The sequence below is a fragment of the Achromobacter sp. ACM01 genome (assembly GCF_014851745.1).
Taxonomy (GTDB): domain Bacteria; phylum Pseudomonadota; class Gammaproteobacteria; order Burkholderiales; family Burkholderiaceae_B; genus Achromobacter; species Achromobacter aegrifaciens.
The window spans coordinates 1441641-1458732 of sequence record NZ_JACVAF010000001.1 but is presented as its reverse complement, the minus strand read 5'-3'; the positions used below and the strand labels follow the sequence as shown (position 1 = coordinate 1458732).

General features: G+C 68.1%; 17 protein-coding genes. 7 read left to right on the top strand and 10 right to left on the bottom strand.

Annotated elements, in window-relative coordinates:
• From urtE to IB268_RS06730, 6 genes are all read left to right on the top strand, one after another.
• The gene (gene urtE, locus IB268_RS06755; RefSeq protein ID WP_192354004.1) at positions 1 to 699 is read left to right on the top strand and encodes an urea ABC transporter ATP-binding subunit UrtE; all 699 of its coding nucleotides are present in this window, start codon (positions 1 to 3) and stop codon (positions 697 to 699) included.
• 75 nt (positions 700 to 774) lie between these two features.
• Positions 775 to 1188, top strand: coding sequence for a DUF2946 domain-containing protein (locus IB268_RS06750; RefSeq protein ID WP_192354003.1), 414 nt, complete (start codon positions 775 to 777; stop codon positions 1186 to 1188).
• A gap of 185 nt (positions 1189 to 1373) precedes the next feature.
• Positions 1374 to 3575: a TonB-dependent siderophore receptor gene (locus tag IB268_RS06745; protein WP_175180727.1), complete on the top strand. Its 2202-nt coding sequence runs from the start codon at positions 1374 to 1376 to the stop codon at positions 3573 to 3575.
• 23 nt (positions 3576 to 3598) lie between these two features.
• On the top strand, positions 3599 to 5128 hold the full coding sequence (locus tag IB268_RS06740; RefSeq protein ID WP_192354002.1) for a PepSY-associated TM helix domain-containing protein: 1530 nt from the start codon (positions 3599 to 3601) through the stop codon (positions 5126 to 5128).
• 65 nt (positions 5129 to 5193) lie between these two features.
• On the top strand, positions 5194 to 5622 hold the full coding sequence (gene arsC, locus IB268_RS06735; RefSeq protein ID WP_054451627.1) for an arsenate reductase (glutaredoxin): 429 nt from the start codon (positions 5194 to 5196) through the stop codon (positions 5620 to 5622).
• Between the two features lie 91 nt (positions 5623 to 5713).
• Entirely contained in the window at positions 5714 to 6319 is a 606-nt protein-coding gene (locus IB268_RS06730; protein ID WP_192354001.1) for a phosphatase PAP2 family protein, read from the top strand.
• Between the two features lie 13 nt (positions 6320 to 6332).
• On the opposite strand, the gene IB268_RS06725 is transcribed toward IB268_RS06730, so the two are convergent.
• The 4 genes from IB268_RS06725 to ogt all read right to left on the bottom strand — a co-directional run bounded on the left by IB268_RS06725 (position 6333) and on the right by ogt (position 10285).
• Positions 6333 to 7313 (bottom strand): tripartite tricarboxylate transporter substrate binding protein, encoded by a 981-nt coding sequence (locus IB268_RS06725; RefSeq protein ID WP_119451784.1) that lies wholly within the window; start codon positions 7311 to 7313, stop codon positions 6333 to 6335.
• A 97-nt stretch (positions 7314 to 7410) separates the two neighbouring features.
• Positions 7411 to 8496, bottom strand: a complete 1086-nt coding sequence (locus IB268_RS06720; RefSeq protein ID WP_054451630.1) for a tartrate dehydrogenase — start codon at positions 8494 to 8496, stop codon at positions 7411 to 7413.
• A gap of 201 nt (positions 8497 to 8697) precedes the next feature.
• Positions 8698 to 9663, bottom strand: coding sequence for a DUF3829 domain-containing protein (locus IB268_RS06715; RefSeq protein ID WP_054451631.1), 966 nt, complete (start codon positions 9661 to 9663; stop codon positions 8698 to 8700).
• A 73-nt stretch (positions 9664 to 9736) separates the two neighbouring features.
• On the bottom strand, positions 9737 to 10285 hold the full coding sequence (gene ogt, locus IB268_RS06710) for a methylated-DNA--[protein]-cysteine S-methyltransferase (protein WP_082400780.1): 549 nt from the start codon (positions 10283 to 10285) through the stop codon (positions 9737 to 9739).
• Between the two features lie 146 nt (positions 10286 to 10431).
• Between ogt and IB268_RS06705 the strand changes: the two genes are divergently transcribed.
• A complete protein-coding gene (locus IB268_RS06705; protein WP_054451632.1) occupies positions 10432 to 11877 on the top strand; it encodes an AlkA N-terminal domain-containing protein in 1446 nt (481 codons plus the stop codon).
• Positions 11878 to 11890: 13 nt separating this feature from the next.
• On the opposite strand, the gene IB268_RS06700 is transcribed toward IB268_RS06705, so the two are convergent.
• From IB268_RS06700 to IB268_RS06675, 6 genes are all read right to left on the bottom strand, one after another.
• The gene (locus IB268_RS06700) at positions 11891 to 12796 is read right to left on the bottom strand and encodes a LysR family transcriptional regulator (protein ID WP_054451633.1); all 906 of its coding nucleotides are present in this window, start codon (positions 12794 to 12796) and stop codon (positions 11891 to 11893) included.
• Between the two features lie 47 nt (positions 12797 to 12843).
• Complete coding sequence (locus IB268_RS06695; protein ID WP_054451634.1) at positions 12844 to 13326, bottom strand: YajQ family cyclic di-GMP-binding protein; 483 nt, start codon at positions 13324 to 13326, stop codon at positions 12844 to 12846.
• Between the two features lie 79 nt (positions 13327 to 13405).
• Positions 13406 to 14194: a heme ABC transporter ATP-binding protein gene (locus IB268_RS06690; RefSeq protein ID WP_119451781.1), complete on the bottom strand. Its 789-nt coding sequence runs from the start codon at positions 14192 to 14194 to the stop codon at positions 13406 to 13408.
• Positions 14191 to 15135 carry an iron ABC transporter permease gene (locus tag IB268_RS06685; protein WP_119451788.1) on the bottom strand — a complete coding sequence of 315 codons (945 nt, stop codon included), beginning with the start codon at positions 15133 to 15135 and terminating at the stop codon, positions 14191 to 14193. The genes IB268_RS06690 and IB268_RS06685 overlap by 4 nt, the downstream gene beginning before the upstream one ends.
• A 37-nt stretch (positions 15136 to 15172) precedes the next feature.
• Positions 15173 to 16006 (bottom strand): hemin ABC transporter substrate-binding protein, encoded by an 834-nt coding sequence (locus tag IB268_RS06680; protein ID WP_175164005.1) that lies wholly within the window; start codon positions 16004 to 16006, stop codon positions 15173 to 15175.
• A gap of 18 nt (positions 16007 to 16024) precedes the next feature.
• Positions 16025 to 17071: a hemin-degrading factor gene (locus tag IB268_RS06675; RefSeq protein WP_054451638.1), complete on the bottom strand. Its 1047-nt coding sequence runs from the start codon at positions 17069 to 17071 to the stop codon at positions 16025 to 16027.
• Between the last annotated feature and the right edge of the window lie 21 nt (positions 17072 to 17092).

Sequence of the window (17092 nt, the reverse complement as noted above, 5' to 3'; positions counted from 1 at the left end):
ATGCTGGACGTGAACACGATCGACCAATACTACGGCGGCAGCCATACGCTGCGCGGCGTGTCGCTGTCCGTGCGCCAGGGCGAATGCCTGGCGCTCTTGGGACGCAACGGCGTGGGCAAGACCACATTGCTCAAATGCGTGATGGGCGTGCTGCCGGTGGTGCGCGGCGACATCGCCTTCGACGGCGCGGACGTCACGCGCCTGGCGCCGCACCAGCGCGCGGCGCGCGGCATGGCCTATGTACCCCAGGGCCGTGACATCTTCGCCCGCTTGACGGTGGAAGAGAACATCCTGATGGGCATGGCGACCAAGCCGGCGGCGCGCGCGCGCCGCATCAAGGAAGAGGTGTACGAGCTGTTCCCCGTGCTGCGGACCATGCTGTCGCGCCGCGGCGGCGACCTGTCCGGCGGACAGCAGCAACAGCTGGCCATCGCCCGCGCTCTGGTGGCCGAGCCCAAGCTCATCATCCTGGACGAGCCCACCGAAGGCATACAGCCGTCCATCATCAAGGACATCGCCCGAGTCATCCACATGCTGCGCCAGCGCGGCGACATCGCCATCCTGCTGTGCGAACAGTACTTCGACTTCGCTCGCGAACTGGCGGATCAGTTCGTGGTGCTGTCGCGCGGCGTCGTGGTGGCGCGCGGCGACCGCGACGCCATCGACGGCGAGGATGTGCGGCGGCATCTGTCGGTTTAGTGTCCGCGCCGGACCTCGATTATTCCTGGCAAACGCTGGACGGCAGCCCCATCTGCTCCGATATAATCGGGCGCCATGTGCTCCGCTGCCTACCTGACCCGCCCCGCCGTGTGGATCGCGCTCGTCGCGATCCTGTGGGCGTCGTTGGCGCCGTCGCTGGCGCATGCACTGAGCCTGTCTCCGGCCAGCCACAACGCCCATCGCATCAGCGTCGACTTCTGCACCAGCGAAGGCGCGGGGCAAGCATCCCTGACCCTGGAGGTGCCGGGCGGCAGCAATGACGGCACCCAGGCGGACGATCACGGCGACAGCCATCATTGCCCGCTTTGCCGCAACCCCAACGCTGACGTGGGCATTCTGCCCGCGTCCGTTCCCGTCGTGCCAGCCCCTCTCGGCCGCGCCATCACGTATCCGCCGCTGTTCTTCCTCGCGGCCCATCCTCTTCATGCCTGGAGCGCGGCCCAGCCGCGCGCACCGCCCGCGGTCTGAGCCGGCGCGCCCCGCCGCCTGACGGCGGCCGGTTTGCGTCCACCGCTGTTATCCCGCCGCCACGTTCCGTCCGCGCCTCCCGGCGCGCCCGGATGCGTGCCGTCATTCAGGCTCATGCGTCCCGGCCAGCCCCGCCCGCTTTGCGAGGGCCGCCGAGCGCGCGGGCCGGACCACCGGTTCCAGACATGAAGAAGACCACGACCTACACCCTGCTGCTGGGCGCGCTCGCCAGCGGCTCCGCCCAGGCCCTGACCACGGAACCCGCCGTGCCCACCCTGGCGCCCACCACCGTGCACGGCGCCGCCTCCGAAGAGCCCGCGCCCAACGGCCCCATCGACCTGAACGTGCGCGACAGCACGGGCAGCCGGCTGGGCCTGACCCTGCGTGAAACGCCAGCCAGCGTCACCGTGATCTCGCGCGAACAGATCGAGGCGCGCGGATCCTTGAATACGCAGGAGATCGCCCGCGGCATCCCCGGCGTGGACAACGCCTCGCCCCCAGGCAACGCGGGCGCGGTCAGCTACCGCGGATTCTCCGGCGGCCAGGTCTCGCAACTGTTTAACGGCATTTCCGTGCAGTACGACTCGATCGCGGCGCGGCCGGTGGATAGCTGGATCTACGACCGGGTCGAAGCGATCGGCGGTCCCTCCACCTTCCTGTTCGGCGCGGGCGCGGTCGGCGGCGCCATCAACTACGTCACCAAGCTGCCCGAACGCGACACCTTCTACGACGGCCAGCTGCGCGTGGGTTCGTTCGACAGCCGCCAACTGTCGGTGGGACTGAACCAGCAACTGGCGGGCGAGCCCGGCGGCCGCGGCCACTATCTGCGCATCGATGCCAACACCGGCTCCAGCCACGGCTGGGTCGACGGCAACCATTCCCGCGCCAGCCAGGTGGCCGCCTCGCTACTGTCCGATCTGGGCGCCGACGTGACCCAGACCTTTGCCTTCGAGTACCAGCGCGAACAGGTGGACCGGCCCTACTGGGGCACGCCGCTGAAAACCGACGCCAACGGCGTGGTGCAAGGCACGGGCCGCATCCTGGATGGCACGCGCTTCAAGAACTACAACGTCAACGATGGCCTGTACGAGCAGTCGGTGCTGTGGGCGCGGTCCCTGACCGAATGGCGCGCCGGCTCCAATCTGACCTTCAAGAACACGCTCTACTACTATCGCGCCGAGCGCGATTACCGCAATCTGGAGAACTACCGCCTGAACGCAGGCAACAGCCTGGTGCTGCGTTCCGGAGCGCTGTTGCAACGGCACGAACAAAGCCTGATAGGCAACCGCGTCGAGGGCCTGTACCGCTCCACCCTGGCCGGCCTGCCCAGCGACTGGTCCTTCGGCGTGGACGTCAGCCAGAACAAGATCACGCGCTATCCGACCAGCCTGCCCGGCCAGGTCGACGCAGTGGATCCCTACGACTTTTCGGCCGGCGATTTCTACGACATCCCCGGCATGAAGCGCGGCCACGTCGCCGACCGCGACAACCGCATCCGCACGCTGGCGCTGACGATGGAGAACCGCACCACGGTGCTGCCGGGCGTGGCCATCGTGTCGGCATTGCGCAAGGACTTCATCGACATGGACCTGACCAATCGCCGCGCCGTCACCGCCGCCTCGCCCGCCAGCGCGCAGCGCAGCTACTCGCCGCTGACCGGACGGCTGGGCGTGAACTGGGAGCTGAGTCCGGAGGCCTCGCTGTACGCGCAGTACGCCACCGCGGCCGATCCTCCCTCGGGCATCCTGGCCACCGCCTCGTTCGCCGACGTGCTGAACAATGACAAGCTCACCACCGGCAGGCAGGCCGAGGTGGGCGGCAAGTTCAACTTCTGGGACGGCCGCGGTTCAGCCACCGTGGCGCTCTATGAGATCAAGCGCAAGAACATGGCGACCTCGGACCCCAACAATCCCGGCGTCAGCGTGCCCGTGGGCGCGCAATCGGCGCGCGGCATCGAGCTTGCCGGCGGCCTGCAGCTGACCTCCCAGCTATCCCTGCAGGGCAATGTCGCCTTCGTCGATCCCAAGTACGACGACTTCTCGCAGTCCGTGGGCGGCGTGGCGGTCTCGCGCAACGGCAACGTGCCCACCAACACTCCGCGCCGCCTGGCCAACGTCTGGCTGGACTATGCCTTCCTGCCCGACTGGACCGCCAGCATGGCCGCGCGCTACGTGGGCCGCATGTACGCGGACGCCGCCAACAGCGTCTGGACGCCGTCCTACACCGTGTTCGACGCGGCGCTGTCGCACCGGATCAACCGCAACCTCAGCGTGACGGCGCGCGTGCGCAACCTGACCGACAAGGTCTATGCCGCGAACGCAACGCCGACCATGTACTACCTGGGCGCGCCCCGCTCGTTCGAGCTCACCTTGCAGGCCCGCTTCTGAGCGGCGCGCCAGGACAGACCGCCATGAACACGACGCTACCCTCCTCCGCCCGCCATCGCGCCGGGCCGCCGCTGCCGGCGCGCGCCAAGCGCTGGCTGTACCTGATCCATCGCTGGGCGGGCATCGTGCTGTGCCTGTTCTTCGCCATGTGGTTCATCTCCGGCGTGGTGATGATGTACGTGGGCTATCCCAAGCTCACGCCGCAGGAACGCCTGACGCACTTGCCCGCGCTGGATTCCGGGGCGATCAGTGTCACACCCGCGCAGGCGCTGGCGGCGGCGGGCGCCAAGGACGCCGCCGGCATGGCGCTGGCCGCCGCCCGCGGCGGCGCGCCGGTCTACGTGATTCCCGGCGAGGCGCGCCGCGCGCCCAGGATGGTGGACGCCGCCAGCGGCGCTCTGTTGCCCCCGGCCGATGCCGCGACCGCGCTGGCCACGGCCCGTGCCTGGTCGGCAGGCCAGTATGCCGCCCGCTACCTGGGTACCGTGGACGAAGACGCCTACACCCATTCACGCGCGCTCGGCCCCGACCGGCCGCTGCACCGGGTGGACCTGGACGATCCCGCGCATACGCGGCTCTACATCTCGTCCGCCACGGGCATGGTGGTGCTGGACGCCACCCGCGCCGAACGCGTCTGGAACTACGCGGGCGCCTGGATCCACTGGCTGTATCCGTTCCGCGGCAATGCGTTGGACGGTTGGTGGCACGACATCGTGGTGTGGCTGTCGGTCGCAGGCGTGCTGCTGGCCGTGACGGGCACGGTGGTCGGCATCCTGCGCTGGCGCTTTTCGCGGCCCTATGCCAGCGGCAGCCGTTCGCCCTACCGCGAAAACATGATGCGCTGGCACCACCTGAGCGGCCTGCTGTTCGCGGCCATCACCATCACCTGGATCTTCAGCGGACTGATGTCGATGAATCCGTGGAAGCTGTTCAGCAGCGGAGCACCGCCCTTGGCCCAGGGAGCCTATGCCGGCGCGCCCGGGAACACGCTGGCCACGCCCGGGGAACTGATCGCAGCCCTGCCCGCCGCCCCGCGCGAATTGCGCTGGGCCCGCGCCGACGGCCAGGACGTGGTGCTGGCGCGCAGCGCCGCAGGCGCCCCGCTGGTGCTGTCGGCCGGCAACGCGCAGCCCTACACGTTCGACCCGGCGGCCCTGCGCGCCGCCGCCGCCCGGCTGGTCCCCGGTGCCCGGCTCGCCAGCGCCGAAACGCTGCAGGCCTATGACTTCTATTACTACGCCCGCGACGAGCACGCGATGCTTGGCCATGTCGAGAAGCCGCTACCCGTATGGCGGCTGACCTATGACGATCCGCAGGCGACCTGGGTCTATCTGGACCCACGCACGGGACAGATCGTGAGCCGGCAGGACAGCGGTTCGCGCACCAGCCGCTGGCTGTTTGCCTTTCTGCATAGCTGGGACTGGACCGGCCTCTTGTCGCGCCGTCCGCTGTGGGACGCCCTCCTGGTGTTCCTGAGCCTGGGCGGCGCGGCGCTCAGCCTGACCGGCGCGGTGATAGGCTGGCGGCGGCTGGGCAAGAAGCTGCGGGCCTGAAGCGCCGGCGCGGATGCACTATGCTCACAGCCTTGCATGACGATCTACCGGAAAGAGGAGCTTCCATGTCCGACGTAACCATCTATCACAACCCCAAGTGCGGCACCTCGCGCAACACCCTGGCCATGATCCGCAACGCCGGCATCGAACCGGAGGTCGTGCTGTACCTGGAAACGCCGCCCTCGCGCGCCACCTTGAAGGCACTCTTCAAGAAGGCCGGCGTCAGCGTGCGCGAGGCCCTGCGCGAGAAAGGCACGCCTTACCTGGAACTGGGCCTGGACGACGCTTCCCTCTCGGACGACGCGCTGCTGGACGCGATCGAGCAGCACCCCATCCTGCTGAACCGCCCCTTTGTCGCTACGCCGCTGGGCGCGCGCCTGTGCCGCCCGTCGGAACTGGTGCTGGACATCCTGCCCGCCCCGCAGCAAGGCGCCTTCGCCAAGGAAGACGGCGAAGCCGTGATCGACGCGCAGGGCAAACGCATCCAGAAGTAAAAGGACGCAGTCCGCGGCCTTTTGTAAGCGGACTGACGGCTGGGATCATTACCATCGCGGCAATCGTTTCATTACGCCGCGATGACAAGTCATGAATTCCCTTGAAAACCTCAACCAGTCCCTTTTTCTCTCGATCAACGCCGACCCGGCCACTCCGGTTTGGCAGATCCACGCCGCCATGCTGGTGGCGAACCGGCTGATCCTGCTGGTGCCGGTCGTGTTGGCCGCCCTGTGGCTGTGGGGCGGCCGGCCGCAGCGCGAGGTCGCGCTGAAGGCGCTGGCCAGCATCGCCGTGGCGCTGTTCGCAAGCTACCTGTGCGGCGCGCTGTGGCCGCATGCGCGGCCCTTCGTCATCGGCCTGGGACACGCCTTCTTCCCGCACAAGGCGACGTCGTCGTTTCCCAGCAACCACACCATCATCATCGCCACGCTGGCGTTCGCGCTGATCTATGACCGGCGCTGGGCCGGCTGGGGCTGGCTGGCGCTGGCCGCGGCCGTGCTGGTGGGCGCTTCCCGCGTCTACCTGGGCGTGCATTTCCCGCTGGACATCCTGGGCGGACTCCTGCTGGCGCCGGTGGCCGCCGCGCTGACCGCAATGGCGTGGCGCCGCTGCGGCGAACCGCTAACGGGCCTGACGCAGGGGCTGTACCGCAAGGTCCTGGCCCTGCCGATCGCGCGTGGCTGGATCCGCGCCTGAACGAACGCCGCGCTCAGTTGATCGCGACCTTGGCGTCCTTGACCAGCTTGGCGTAGTTCTCGGTATCCGTGCCGATGCGCGCCTTCATCTCGGCGGGCGTATCGCCGATAGGCACAGCGCCGATCTCGGCCATCCGCCGCGAGAAGTCGGGCGAACGGATGATCTTGACCATCTCGGCATTCAGGCGCCCGACCACGTCCGCAGGCGTGGCCGCCGGCGCCAGCACGCCAAACCAGGTCCCCATGTTGAAGGGCTTCAGACCGGCCTCCTCCATGGTCGGCACATCGGGCAACGCGGCCGAACGCTGATTGGTGGTGACAGCCAGCGCGCGCAGCTTGCCGCTCTGGATGTGTGCCAGCACCGGCGTCACCGTGTCGAAGGACATGTCGATCTGGCCGCCCAGCAGGTCGGTGGTGAGCGGCCCGCTGCCCTTGTAGGGCACGTGCAGCAACTGCACATGCCCTTCCTTTTCGAACTGCGCGCCAATCAGGTGTTGCCCCGTGCCCATGCCGTTCGAGCCATAGGTCAGCTTGCCCGGCTGGCCTTGCGCCAGCTTCAGCAAGGACTTCACGTCCTGCGCCGGCAGCTTGGGATTGACCACCAGCACGTTGGGCACCAAGGCCACCGTGGTCACCGGCGCGAAATCCTTCTGGAAGTCGTAATGCAGGCTCTTGTAGACGCTGGTGGCGATGGTGTGGTGCACGGCGCCCATCAGCAGCGTGTAGCCGTCGGGCGCGGCCTTGGCCACGTAGTCCGCGCCCAGGGTCGAGCCCGCGCCTGGCTTGTTCTCCACCACCACCGGCTGGCCCAGGCTCTTGGCCAGCTCCTGGCCCAGCGCGCGCGCCAGCACGTCGGTGGTGCCGCCGGCCGGAAACGGCACGACCAGGTTCACGGGCCGGGCCGGATAGCCCTGCGCCTGCGCGCCGCCGGCGAAGGACAGGCCCGCCAGGCAGGCCAGCGCCAGGATGCGCGCAGGGTTCGTTCTCTTGTGCATGCTTGTCTCCTCGGTACGAATGGAATTCGCTTGTTCTCGTGGATCCCGCAGCGGACCTGGGGTCTTGCGCCCCGATCCCGCTTCGGGTTTGCTTCGCCTATGCGGCCTTGGCCCTGTCCGCAGCCGCCAGCTTCGCGCACACGGCCGCCGTGACTTGCTCCGTGGTGGCGGTTCCGCCCAGGTCGCCCGTGTGCAGAGAAGGATCGGCAGTCACGCTTTCGATCGCCTGCATCAGCCGCGCGGCGGCCTGCGTTTCGCCCAGGTGCTCCAGCAGCATGACCACGGACCAGAAGGTGCCGACCGGGTTCGCCAGGCCCTTGCCCATGATGTCGAAAGCCGATCCGTGGATGGGTTCGAACATGGAGGGATAGCGGCGTTCCGGGTCGATGTTGCCGGTGGGCGCGATACCCAGGCTGCCGGCCAGCGCCGCCGCCAGGTCGCTCAGGATGTCGGCGTGCAGGTTGGTGGCGACGATGGTGTCCAGCGAGGCGGGGCGGTTCACCATGCGGGCGGTGGCCGCGTCGACCAGTTCCTTGTCCCAGGTCACGTCCGGAAACTCGCGGCTCACCTCCATGGCGATCTCATCCCACATGACCATGGCGTGGCGCTGCGCATTGGACTTGGTGACTACCGTCAGCAACTTGCGCGGACGGGATTGCGCCAGCTTGAAGGCGAAGCGCAGAATGCGTTCGACGCCCGCGCGGGTCATGATGGACACGTCGGTCGCGGCTTCCAGCGGATGGCCCTGGTGGACCCGGCCGCCCACGCCGGAGTATTCGCCTTCGGAGTTCTCGCGCACGATGACCCAATCCAGCTGTCCCGGCGCGCAGCGCTTGAGCGGCGCGTCGATGCCGGGCAGGATGCGCGTCGGACGCACGTTGGCGTACTGGTCGAAGCCCTGGCAAATCTTCAGCCGCAAGCCCCACAGGGTGATGTGGTCGGGAATGTGCGGATCACCGGCAGAACCGAACAGGATGGCGTCCTTGCCGCGCAGCGCATCCAGGCCGTCGGCCGGCATCATCACGCCGTGCTTGCGGTAGTAGTCGCCGCCCCAGTCGAAATCCTCGAACTCGAAACTCAGGCCGCCGTCCCGGGCCAGTTCCTGCATGATGCGCTGTCCGGCGGGTATTACTTCCTTGCCGATGCCGTCGCCGGGGATGGTTGCGATGCGATAGGTCTTCATGTGCCGACTGGGCTCCTTGCTGGTGAGATGCTGTCGGCACTGTACTGAGGCCCGCGGCCTGCGGGCGCCGTGGAATTCACAACATCTTTTACCTGGAGTTGAAGGTGGCAGACGGAGAAACCGGACGCACATGAAAAAACAGCGCCCGCATGGGGCGCTGTGTCAGGTTGCGGCCATGAACCAGCCGCGGGCGCGCTGCGATCAGCAGCGGCCGATGTTCAGGTCGGAGATCAGGTTGTTGAAGTTCTGGCGCAGGCTGTTGGCGTCGTCTTCGATGGTGGGACGCATCATCTTGAACGCGCCGGTGCGCGCGGCGTCTTCCTTGTAGCGGCCATTGTTGGTGTGTTCCAGGATCTTGCGGCCGGAGGCCAGGAAGCCGTTGACGTTCATCATCATGCCGGAGCAGCCCTTGGCGTCGGCTTCACGCGTCTTCTTGTCGAAGCCCAGCGCCATTTCGTTCATCTTGTCCAGCTCCTGCTTGAACGCGTCCTGGTCGGCGCCCAGGCCCTTGCCCTCAAATACGCCCGAGGCCTTGTCCATCGTGGCCTTGCCGTAATAGACCATGCCGGCGCGGTAGTAGGCGACCGTGTCCTTCTTGGCTTTCTCGAAGGCTTCCTTGGTGTTGGCCGTGTCCTTGATGGAGATGCCGCGGTAGAAGCCGTTCTCCGCCTTCACGACTTCGGTCAGCGCCGCGACATAGGCCGGACTCTTCTCGCGCGCCAGCGCGCCGTTGTCGGACAGGAAGGTCTTGGCTGCGGCATAGTTCTGCAGTTCGTGGCTCAGCGGCGCCAGCTTGCCCAACGCATCCGAGAATTCCTTGGCCGGCCCGTCGATCTCGGCGATGGGCGTCGTCATCGCCAGCGCGCGGTCGAGCTTCTCCTTGGTGCGCTGGATCGTCGAATCATTGCTGATGACAAAATCCTTGAGCGGCTTGCCTTCCTTCAGCGCCGGGACGGCATAGGCCTCGTAGCGTTCCAGCGCCTGCTCGAAAGTCGTGGAAATGCTGTTGGCGGTGTCGACGTACTGGTTGTACTTGGTGATCTCGGCCTGGGCGGTGGCCGCCTCGGGCGCTTTCGCTTCCTTCTTGGCGCTATCGTCGCCGCACGCGGCGAGCGCCAGCGTGACGGCCAGAACTGCGGACATGCGCAAGGGGCGCGGCATAAACATCTTTGTTTCCTGTTGCGGGTTGCTCTGAAGGGGACGCATGATATGCCCATCAGATGCTTAACAAGCTACAAATCTATTCAACCCTGTCACAAGAATTTTCAAGCCATCTCTGCTCGTGATCCAGCAGCCAGCGCTTGCGGTGCAGTCCGCCGCCGTAACCGGTCAGGGCGGCGTCAGCGCCCACGATGCGGTGGCAAGGCACGACGATGCCTATGGGATTCGCCCCATTGGCCGCGCCCACCGCTCGCACGGCTGCGGGACGCGCAATGCGATGCGCCAGCGCGCCATAGCTGATCGACTGGCCGCCCGACACTTCGCGCAACGCCCGCCACACTTCCCGCTGGAAGTCCGTGCCGCCCGTGGCCACATCCAGCGCGTCGATGGCGCGCACGTCGCCGTCGAAGTAATCCAGCAGCGCGCGCCGCGCGGGCGAGGCCTGGGCCGCATCGCGCAGCGCCACGTTCTGATGGCGGTACTGCCTGCGCAGCAACAGATGCATGCGCGCTTCGTAGTCTTCCCAGTCGACCGCCCGCAGGCGCCGCTGCTCGTCGCTCAGGACCAGCATCAGGCCGATGGGCGTGGGTACGCGTTCAAGCAGAAATGTCTGGGTACGGGCTGGCATGGAATGGCCTCCTGCGATGATCGACGCAAACAATATAGGCGGGGGAGCGAGCCATGCGCTGGCGGTTTTCGGACAGGAATGCCGCATCCACAACACTGTCCGAAAACCGCTAGATCCGACGCCCGCCGCGGCGTTAGCATGATTCCATGGACCTGAACCACGACGCCTGCTACAGCGCCATCCAAGTGCGCGACTCCCGTTACGACGGCCGCTTCTTCACGGCAGTGAAGACCACGCGCATCTATTGCCGCCCGGTCTGCCCCGCGCGCACGCCATTGTCGAAGAACGTCACGTTCTACGCCACCGCGGCGGCGGCGCAGGAAGCCGGCTATCACCCCTGCCTGCGCTGCCGACCCGAGACCGCGCCGGAAGTCGGACCCGGGCATGAACTGCCCGACAGCGTGGCGCGCGCGCTGCAACTGATCGAACTGGGCGCGCTGGACGAGGACGGGGTGGACGCGCTGGCGCAGCGCCTGGGCGTGGGCGAACGCCAGTTGCGGCGCCAGTTCCGCCAGCACCTGGGCGCCTCGCCCGTGGCCGTGGCCCAGACGCGGCGCGTGCTGCTGGCCAAGCAGCTGATCCACGAAACCCGGCTGCCGATGGCGGAGATCGCTTTCGCGTCGGGCTTTGGCAGCATCCGCCGCTTCAACGAGATCTTCCATGACCTGTTCGCGCGCGCCCCGGGCGAACTGCGGCGCTCCGGCAAGCCGGAAGTTTCCGCGGCGCAGGAGGGCGAGATCAAGTTGCTGCTGCGCTACCGCCCGCCCTACGACTGGGACGCCATGCTGGCTTTCCTGCGGCTGCGCGCGATTCCCGGCATCGAACACGTCACGGACGACAGCTATGCGCGCACTGTCCTGCTGGACGGCTGCCAGGGCACGGTGACGGTGCGCCCGGGCCGCGGCGATGCGCTCGAGGCCACGGTGCGCTTTCCCCGGCTGCAAGCGCTGCCGGCCATCATCGCGCGCCTGCGCCGCGTCTTCGATCTGGCCAGCGATCCGGTCGCCATCGCCGCGCAGTTCGCCAGCGATCCCGTCATGACCGAACTGATCCGCGCGCGGCCCGGCCTGCGCGTGCCTGGCGCCTGGGACGGCTTCGAGCTGGCCATGCGCGCCGTGCTCGGGCAGCAGATCACGGTGGCTGCGGCCATACGCCTGGCCGGCAAGCTGGTGGCCGCGCACGGCGCCGCCATGACCCGTCCCGAAGGCGCGCTGACGCATGTGTTCCCCTTGCCTGAAGCCGTGGCGCCGGCCGAGCTTGCGTCGCTGGGCATGCCGCGCAGCCGCGCGGCCACCTTGTCGGCGGTCGCCGCGGCGGCAGTGGCGGACAAGCATCTGTTCGATGCCGCCGGCGGCCTGGAAGACGCAGTGCGCCGGCTGCGCACGATACGCGGCGTGGGCGAATGGACGGCGCAATACATCGCGCTGCGCCAGTTGCGCGAGCCGGACGCGTTTCCGTCCGCCGACATCGGCCTGATCCGCGGACTCGAAAGACTGGAAGCGCGGACCTATACCCCGGCGCAATTGCTGGCCCGCGCCGAAACCTGGCGGCCTTGGCGCGCCTACGCGGCGCAGCACCTGTGGACGGCCTGAGCGCGGCCCGGGTTCACCACTGGTCTTCCGCGCCCTTGCGGAAATACGCCACCAGGAAGTCCACGAACACGCGCACCTTGGCCGACAGGTGGTGCCGTTCTGGAAAGACAGCGTAGATGTCGGCTTGCGGCAAGGCGTAGTCTTCCAGCACCTGCACCAGCCTGCCGCTGCGCAGATAGCGCGCCAGATCCCATTCGGCGCGCTGCAGGATGCCCAGGCCGGCCAGGCCCCAGGTCAGCGTCACTTCGCCGTCATTGCTGCTGAGGTTGCCGCGCACCTTCACGGTCTCGCTGCGGCGTCCCTTGGTGAAACGCCACAGGCCGTACGCAGCTTCATTCTGCCGCAGCACGATGCACTGGTGCCGCGCCAGGTCGTGCGGCGTGGCAGGCACTCCGTGGGCCTTCAGGTAGCCCGGCGACGCGCAGACCAGGCGCCGGTTAGGCGCGATCTTGCGGGCGATGAGGCGGGTGTCGGGCAGGTCGCCGAAGCGCACGGCCACATCGACGGCGTCCTGCACGAAGTCGGCCGGGCTGTCGGTCAGTTGCAATTGCAGCGACACCTCGGGATATTTCCGAGCGAACTCCGCAATCGCGGGCGCGATGTAGCTGCGGCCGAAACCCAGCGGCGCGTTGATCTTGAGCAGGCCGCGCGGACTGTCCTGGCGGCTGGCGATCAACTGGTCCAGGTCTTCGATCTCGCCCAGGATGCGGCGGGCGTTCTCCAGGTAGACCTCGCCTTCCGCGGTGAGGCTCAGGCGTCGCGTGCTGCGATTGACCAGCCGCACGCCCAGCCGCGCCTCGATCTGGGCCAGCCGCTTGCTGACCGCGGCCGGCGTGACGCCCAGCTCGCGGGCGGCGGCGGACATGCCGCCGGCGCGCACCAGTTCGACGACCAGCTGCAACTCGTTGGAATGTCCCATGGCCCCTCCAGGTCCGCAGGGTGCGCGGCACCCTGGCGCGGGGCGGATCAGTCGCGGAAGTTTTCGAACTGCAGCGGCAGGTCGACGTCGGTCTTCTTCAGCAGCGCGATGGCGGTCTGCAGGTCGTCGCGCTTCTTGCCGCTGATGCGCAGCTTGTCGCCGTTGATCTGCGATTCCACCTTGAGCTTGGCGTTCTTGATGGCGGCGATGAGCTTCTTGGCCACCGGCTGCTCGATGCCTTGCTTGATGGTGACCTTCTGGCGGGCGCCACCCAGGTTTTCAAGGGGATCGGCCACGTCCAGGCAGCGCACATCGATGCCGCGGGCCGACAGGCGGCCGCGCAGGATGTCCAGCATCTGCTTGAGCTGGAAGGCGCTGGAAGCGACCTGGGTCACGACAAATTCGTCGAGCTCGAACTTGGCGTCGGTGCCCTTGAAATCGAAGCGGGTGGCCAGTTCGCGGTTGGCTTGATCGACAGCGTTGGAGAGTTCGTGTTTGTCGACTTCGGAGACGACGTCAAAAGTAGGCATGACACGGGGTCCTGTTGGGTAAATGTTGAAAAAGGCGAATACCAGCGTAACGCCTATTTTACCGGCCCCACAGCCCGAGTCACGCCATCAGCACCAGCAGGCGGCCGGCCTGCAGGGGATGCGCGATCACCTGCGCGTCGATACCGTAGGCCAGATACAGATTGGCCGGCGTCAGGACCTCTGCCGGCGTCCCCTGGGCGATGCCGCGTCCGCCGCTGAGCAGCAGCAGGCGGTCGCACCAGCGGGCGGCCAGATTCATGTCGTGCAGGATCACCAGTACACCCGTATTGCCGGCATGGGCCAGCTCCCAGGAGCGCCGCAGCAGGTCGCCCTGGTGCTTGGGATCCAGGCTGGCGGTGGGTTCGTCCAGCAAGAGGTAGCGCGGCTCGTCGCGTTCGCGCGCGGCATGGCATTGAACCAGTACGCGGGCGAACTGGACGCGCTGCTGTTCGCCGCCGGACAGCTCGGGATAGCGCCGCCCGGCAAGATGCGCGGCGTCGGCCTCGCCCAGCGTTTGCGTCACCAGCGCGTCCACCACGGATGGCGCCAACTCCGGGAACGGATAGGCGCCCATGGCGACCACCTCGCGCACGCTCAGGTCGAAGGTCAGCCCCGGCTTTTGCGGCAGCACGGCGCGGCGGCGCGCCTGCTGCCGGTGCGGCATGGCGGCAAGCGAGGTTTCGCCCAGACTCAGCTGGCCCGCATCGGCAGGCAATTCCGCTGACAACACGCCCAGCAAGGTGGATTTGCCGGCGCCGTTGGCCCCCAGCAGGCCCACGACTTCTCCCGGACGAATGTCCAGCGATACATCGGTGAGAATGCGCGCTGCGCCGCGATTCACCGTCACGTTTTGCGCGGTTAGCGTCATCCTATCCTCCGTCCGCGCGCCAGCAGCCACAGAAAGAACGGCCCGCCCACCAGGCCCGTCACCAGGCCGATAGGCAGCTCCGCCGGCACCACCACGGTACGCGCCAGCCAATCCGCGAGGATCAGCGCCAGGCCGCCGGCCAGGATGGTCGCAGGCAGCAGCCAGCGGTGATTGGCGCCCAGTGTCATGCGCACCAGGTGCGGCACCACCAGGCCGACGAAGACAATGGTGCCCGTGGCGGCGACCAGGGGCCCGACGATGAGCGCGCTGGCCAGCACCAGCCTGGCCCGCACGCGCTTGAGCGTGTAGCCCAGATGCTGGGCCTCGCGCTCGCCCAGCAGCAGCGCGTTCATGACGCGCCACTGGCTCATCAGCCACAGGCTTACCAGCAGCACCCAGGGTCCCAGGAAGGCCAGCACCTTCCAGTTCGCGCCGCCCAGGCTGCCCATGTTCCAGAACGTCAGGTCGCGCAGCTGCGCGTCGGTGGCGACGAAGGTGAACAGGCCGATCAGGCTGAACGCCATGGCCGTGATGGCCACGCCTGCCAGCAACAGGCCCGCCACGCCCGGCACGCGCCGGCCCACCGCGTAGGCGCAAAGCGTGGCCAGCAGGCTGCCGGCGAAGGCGGCAGGCGCGGTGATCCAGAAGCCGCCGGACGTCAGCACGATGGCGGCCACCGCCCCCAGCGCGCCGCCCGCCGAGATGCCGATCAGGCCGGGTTCGGCCAGCGGATTGCGGAACAGCGCCTGCATGGCCGCGCCGGACACCGCCAGGCCCGCGCCCGCCACCAGCGCGAACAGCACGCGCGGCAAGCGGATGTCGATCAGCACATTGCGCCACAGGGCAGTCTCCGGCGTGGGCGCGCCCCACAGCAGGGACGGCAGCTCGCGCAAGGGGATCGCCACCGCGCCGTTGGCGGTGGCGGCCACCACGGCCAGCATCAGGGCCGCAGCCAGCAGGCCCAACGCCAGCGGCGCGCTAACGCGCCATGACATGCGCAACCTCCTGCTTGAGCTGGGTCAGCGCCAGCGGCAGGCGCGGTCCCATGCCCAGGATGAGCAGGTCGTCCATCACGACGACGCGCCGCTTCGCGGCCGCCTGGGTGGATGCGATGCCCGGCATGCGCAGGAAGGCGTCCATGCCGCCGCCGGCGTCCAGCGATGCCTGCGTCACGATGATCAGGTCGGGCGCCAGCGCCCCCATGGCCTCGGCCGACAAGGGCTTATAGCCATGCTGGTCTTGCAGCACGTTCACCAGCCCCGCCAGGTGCATGACTTCGTTGGCGGCGGTGTCGCGGCCGGCGCCTTGCGGCGAGCCTGTGCGATTGATCAGCAGCAGCGCCCGCGCGCGCGTCGCGGGTACCGCCTCGGCGCGCGCGAGCTCGCGCGTGACGTCTTCCACCATGCGTTCGCCCGCCGGCGCCACGCCCAGCGCATCGGCAATGCTGCGGATGCGCGACTTGAGCGAATCCACCGACGGCGCGTCCGACACGGTGACGACGCGCACGCCGACATCCGCCAGGCGCTTGAGCGCGTCCGGCGGTCCGGCCTGCTCGGAAGCCAGCACCAGATCGGGCTTGAGCGACAAGACGCCTTCCACCGGTACCGAACGGTAGTAGCCGACGCGCGGCAGCTTGGTCGCGGCCTCGGGATAGAGGCTGGAGAGATCGTCTCCCACCAGCTTGTCGCCCTGCCCCAGCTGATACACGATCTCGGTCACGGTGCCGCCCAGGGTCACCACCCGGGCGGGCGGCGCCGCGTACGCGCCGAGCGCGATTGCCCAGCCCGCCGCCATTGCCAACCATTTTTTCATCGCTACGTCCTTATGGGCTCAGGCGGCCAGCGGCACGCTGCACAGGCTGATCATCAGTTCGCGCCATTGCGCCAGCTCCGGCTTGCCGGGCTTGCGCTCGCCGAAGAACTGCGCGATCAGGTCGCCGGTGGCGGAATACAGCTCCAGCGAGGTGACCCAGCCGTCCGTGGTCGGCTTGTTCACCACCCAGGCGGACGCGATGGCGGTCGTGTCCAGGTGCAGGTTGAACTTGGGGTCCAGCACGTTGTACCAGGGGCCGGTGCGGCGCAATTGCTGCACCGGGCCGGTATGGATCTGGATCATGCCGCGGTTGCCCACGAAGCACATGATGGACAGCCCGGACTGCGCCGCGGATTCCAGCATGCGTTCGACGGCATCGGCCGGCACCTGCTGCGCCAGGTCCTCGCCCGCGGCCGCCAGGGCGGCCAGGCGCGACACCTTGAACTTGCGCAGCAGGGGGAAGAATTCGTGCGTGTCCTGCATGCCCAGCCAGGCCTCGCGCCACTGCGCGCCGTCCTCGACCCGGTCGGCGTCGGCGGCGGGCGCATAGGGCTGGGTCTCGGGCCATTGCGCCTCGCCCGCGAACTTGGCGACCAGGGCATCGTAGGCGGCGGCATCGGTGGCGTCGGTGCGGTAGACCTTGTGCACCGCCACGCCCGCGCCGTCGAAGAACTGCAGGCTGTGGCGGCCGTCCTGCTCGACCGCCCAGGCCGACTTCCAGGCCGTGAAGAAAACACGCAGATCGATGTCCGGCCCCAGCACCAGGCCTACCGGACCGTCGGCCTGGATGTCCTCATACACGCCGTGACGCTCGTGCACACACCAGTCGTTGCGCGTCAGCGCCATGACCGGACCCAGCGTGCCCAGTTCGCGGAAGATCTCCTGGGGCGTGCCGTGCAGGGCGGTGGCCTTCAGGCCGCTGCATTCGGCCGCGACCCACTCGGCTTCGGACACTCCCAGCGATTGCGCCAGGTTGCGGGCGCGCAGCTTGGGTTGCGAGGCGGCCAGGGCCTCGTTGCGAGCGCGCAGTTCCTGGGCGCGGGACATGAAATCGGTGTTGCTCATCGTGGGCCCTCCGGCCGTTGC

Coding starts and splice junctions, on each gene's coding strand:
- IB268_RS06715 (WP_054451631.1), bottom strand. CDS start 9,663: ATGTTTATGCCGCGCCCCTTGCGCATGTCCGCAGTTCTGGCCGTCACG.
- urtE (WP_192354004.1), top strand. CDS start 1: ATGCTGGACGTGAACACGATCGACCAATACTACGGCGGCAGCCATACG.
- ogt (WP_082400780.1), bottom strand. CDS start 10,285: ATGCCAGCCCGTACCCAGACATTTCTGCTTGAACGCGTACCCACGCCC.
- IB268_RS06725 (WP_119451784.1), bottom strand. CDS start 7,313: ATGCACAAGAGAACGAACCCTGCGCGCATCCTGGCGCTGGCCTGCCTG.
- IB268_RS06750 (WP_192354003.1), top strand. CDS start 775: ATGTGCTCCGCTGCCTACCTGACCCGCCCCGCCGTGTGGATCGCGCTC.
- IB268_RS06740 (WP_192354002.1), top strand. CDS start 3,599: ATGAACACGACGCTACCCTCCTCCGCCCGCCATCGCGCCGGGCCGCCG.
- IB268_RS06705 (WP_054451632.1), top strand. CDS start 10,432: ATGGACCTGAACCACGACGCCTGCTACAGCGCCATCCAAGTGCGCGAC.
- IB268_RS06695 (WP_054451634.1), bottom strand. CDS start 13,326: ATGCCTACTTTTGACGTCGTCTCCGAAGTCGACAAACACGAACTCTCC.
- IB268_RS06675 (WP_054451638.1), bottom strand. CDS start 17,071: ATGAGCAACACCGATTTCATGTCCCGCGCCCAGGAACTGCGCGCTCGC.
- IB268_RS06720 (WP_054451630.1), bottom strand. CDS start 8,496: ATGAAGACCTATCGCATCGCAACCATCCCCGGCGACGGCATCGGCAAG.
- arsC (WP_054451627.1), top strand. CDS start 5,194: ATGTCCGACGTAACCATCTATCACAACCCCAAGTGCGGCACCTCGCGC.
- IB268_RS06685 (WP_119451788.1), bottom strand. CDS start 15,135: ATGCTGGCCGTGGTGGCCGCCACCGCCAACGGCGCGGTGGCGATCCCC.
- IB268_RS06745 (WP_175180727.1), top strand. CDS start 1,374: ATGAAGAAGACCACGACCTACACCCTGCTGCTGGGCGCGCTCGCCAGC.
- IB268_RS06700 (WP_054451633.1), bottom strand. CDS start 12,796: ATGGGACATTCCAACGAGTTGCAGCTGGTCGTCGAACTGGTGCGCGCC.
- IB268_RS06680 (WP_175164005.1), bottom strand. CDS start 16,006: ATGAAAAAATGGTTGGCAATGGCGGCGGGCTGGGCAATCGCGCTCGGC.
- IB268_RS06730 (WP_192354001.1), top strand. CDS start 5,714: ATGAATTCCCTTGAAAACCTCAACCAGTCCCTTTTTCTCTCGATCAAC.
- IB268_RS06690 (WP_119451781.1), bottom strand. CDS start 14,194: ATGACGCTAACCGCGCAAAACGTGACGGTGAATCGCGGCGCAGCGCGC.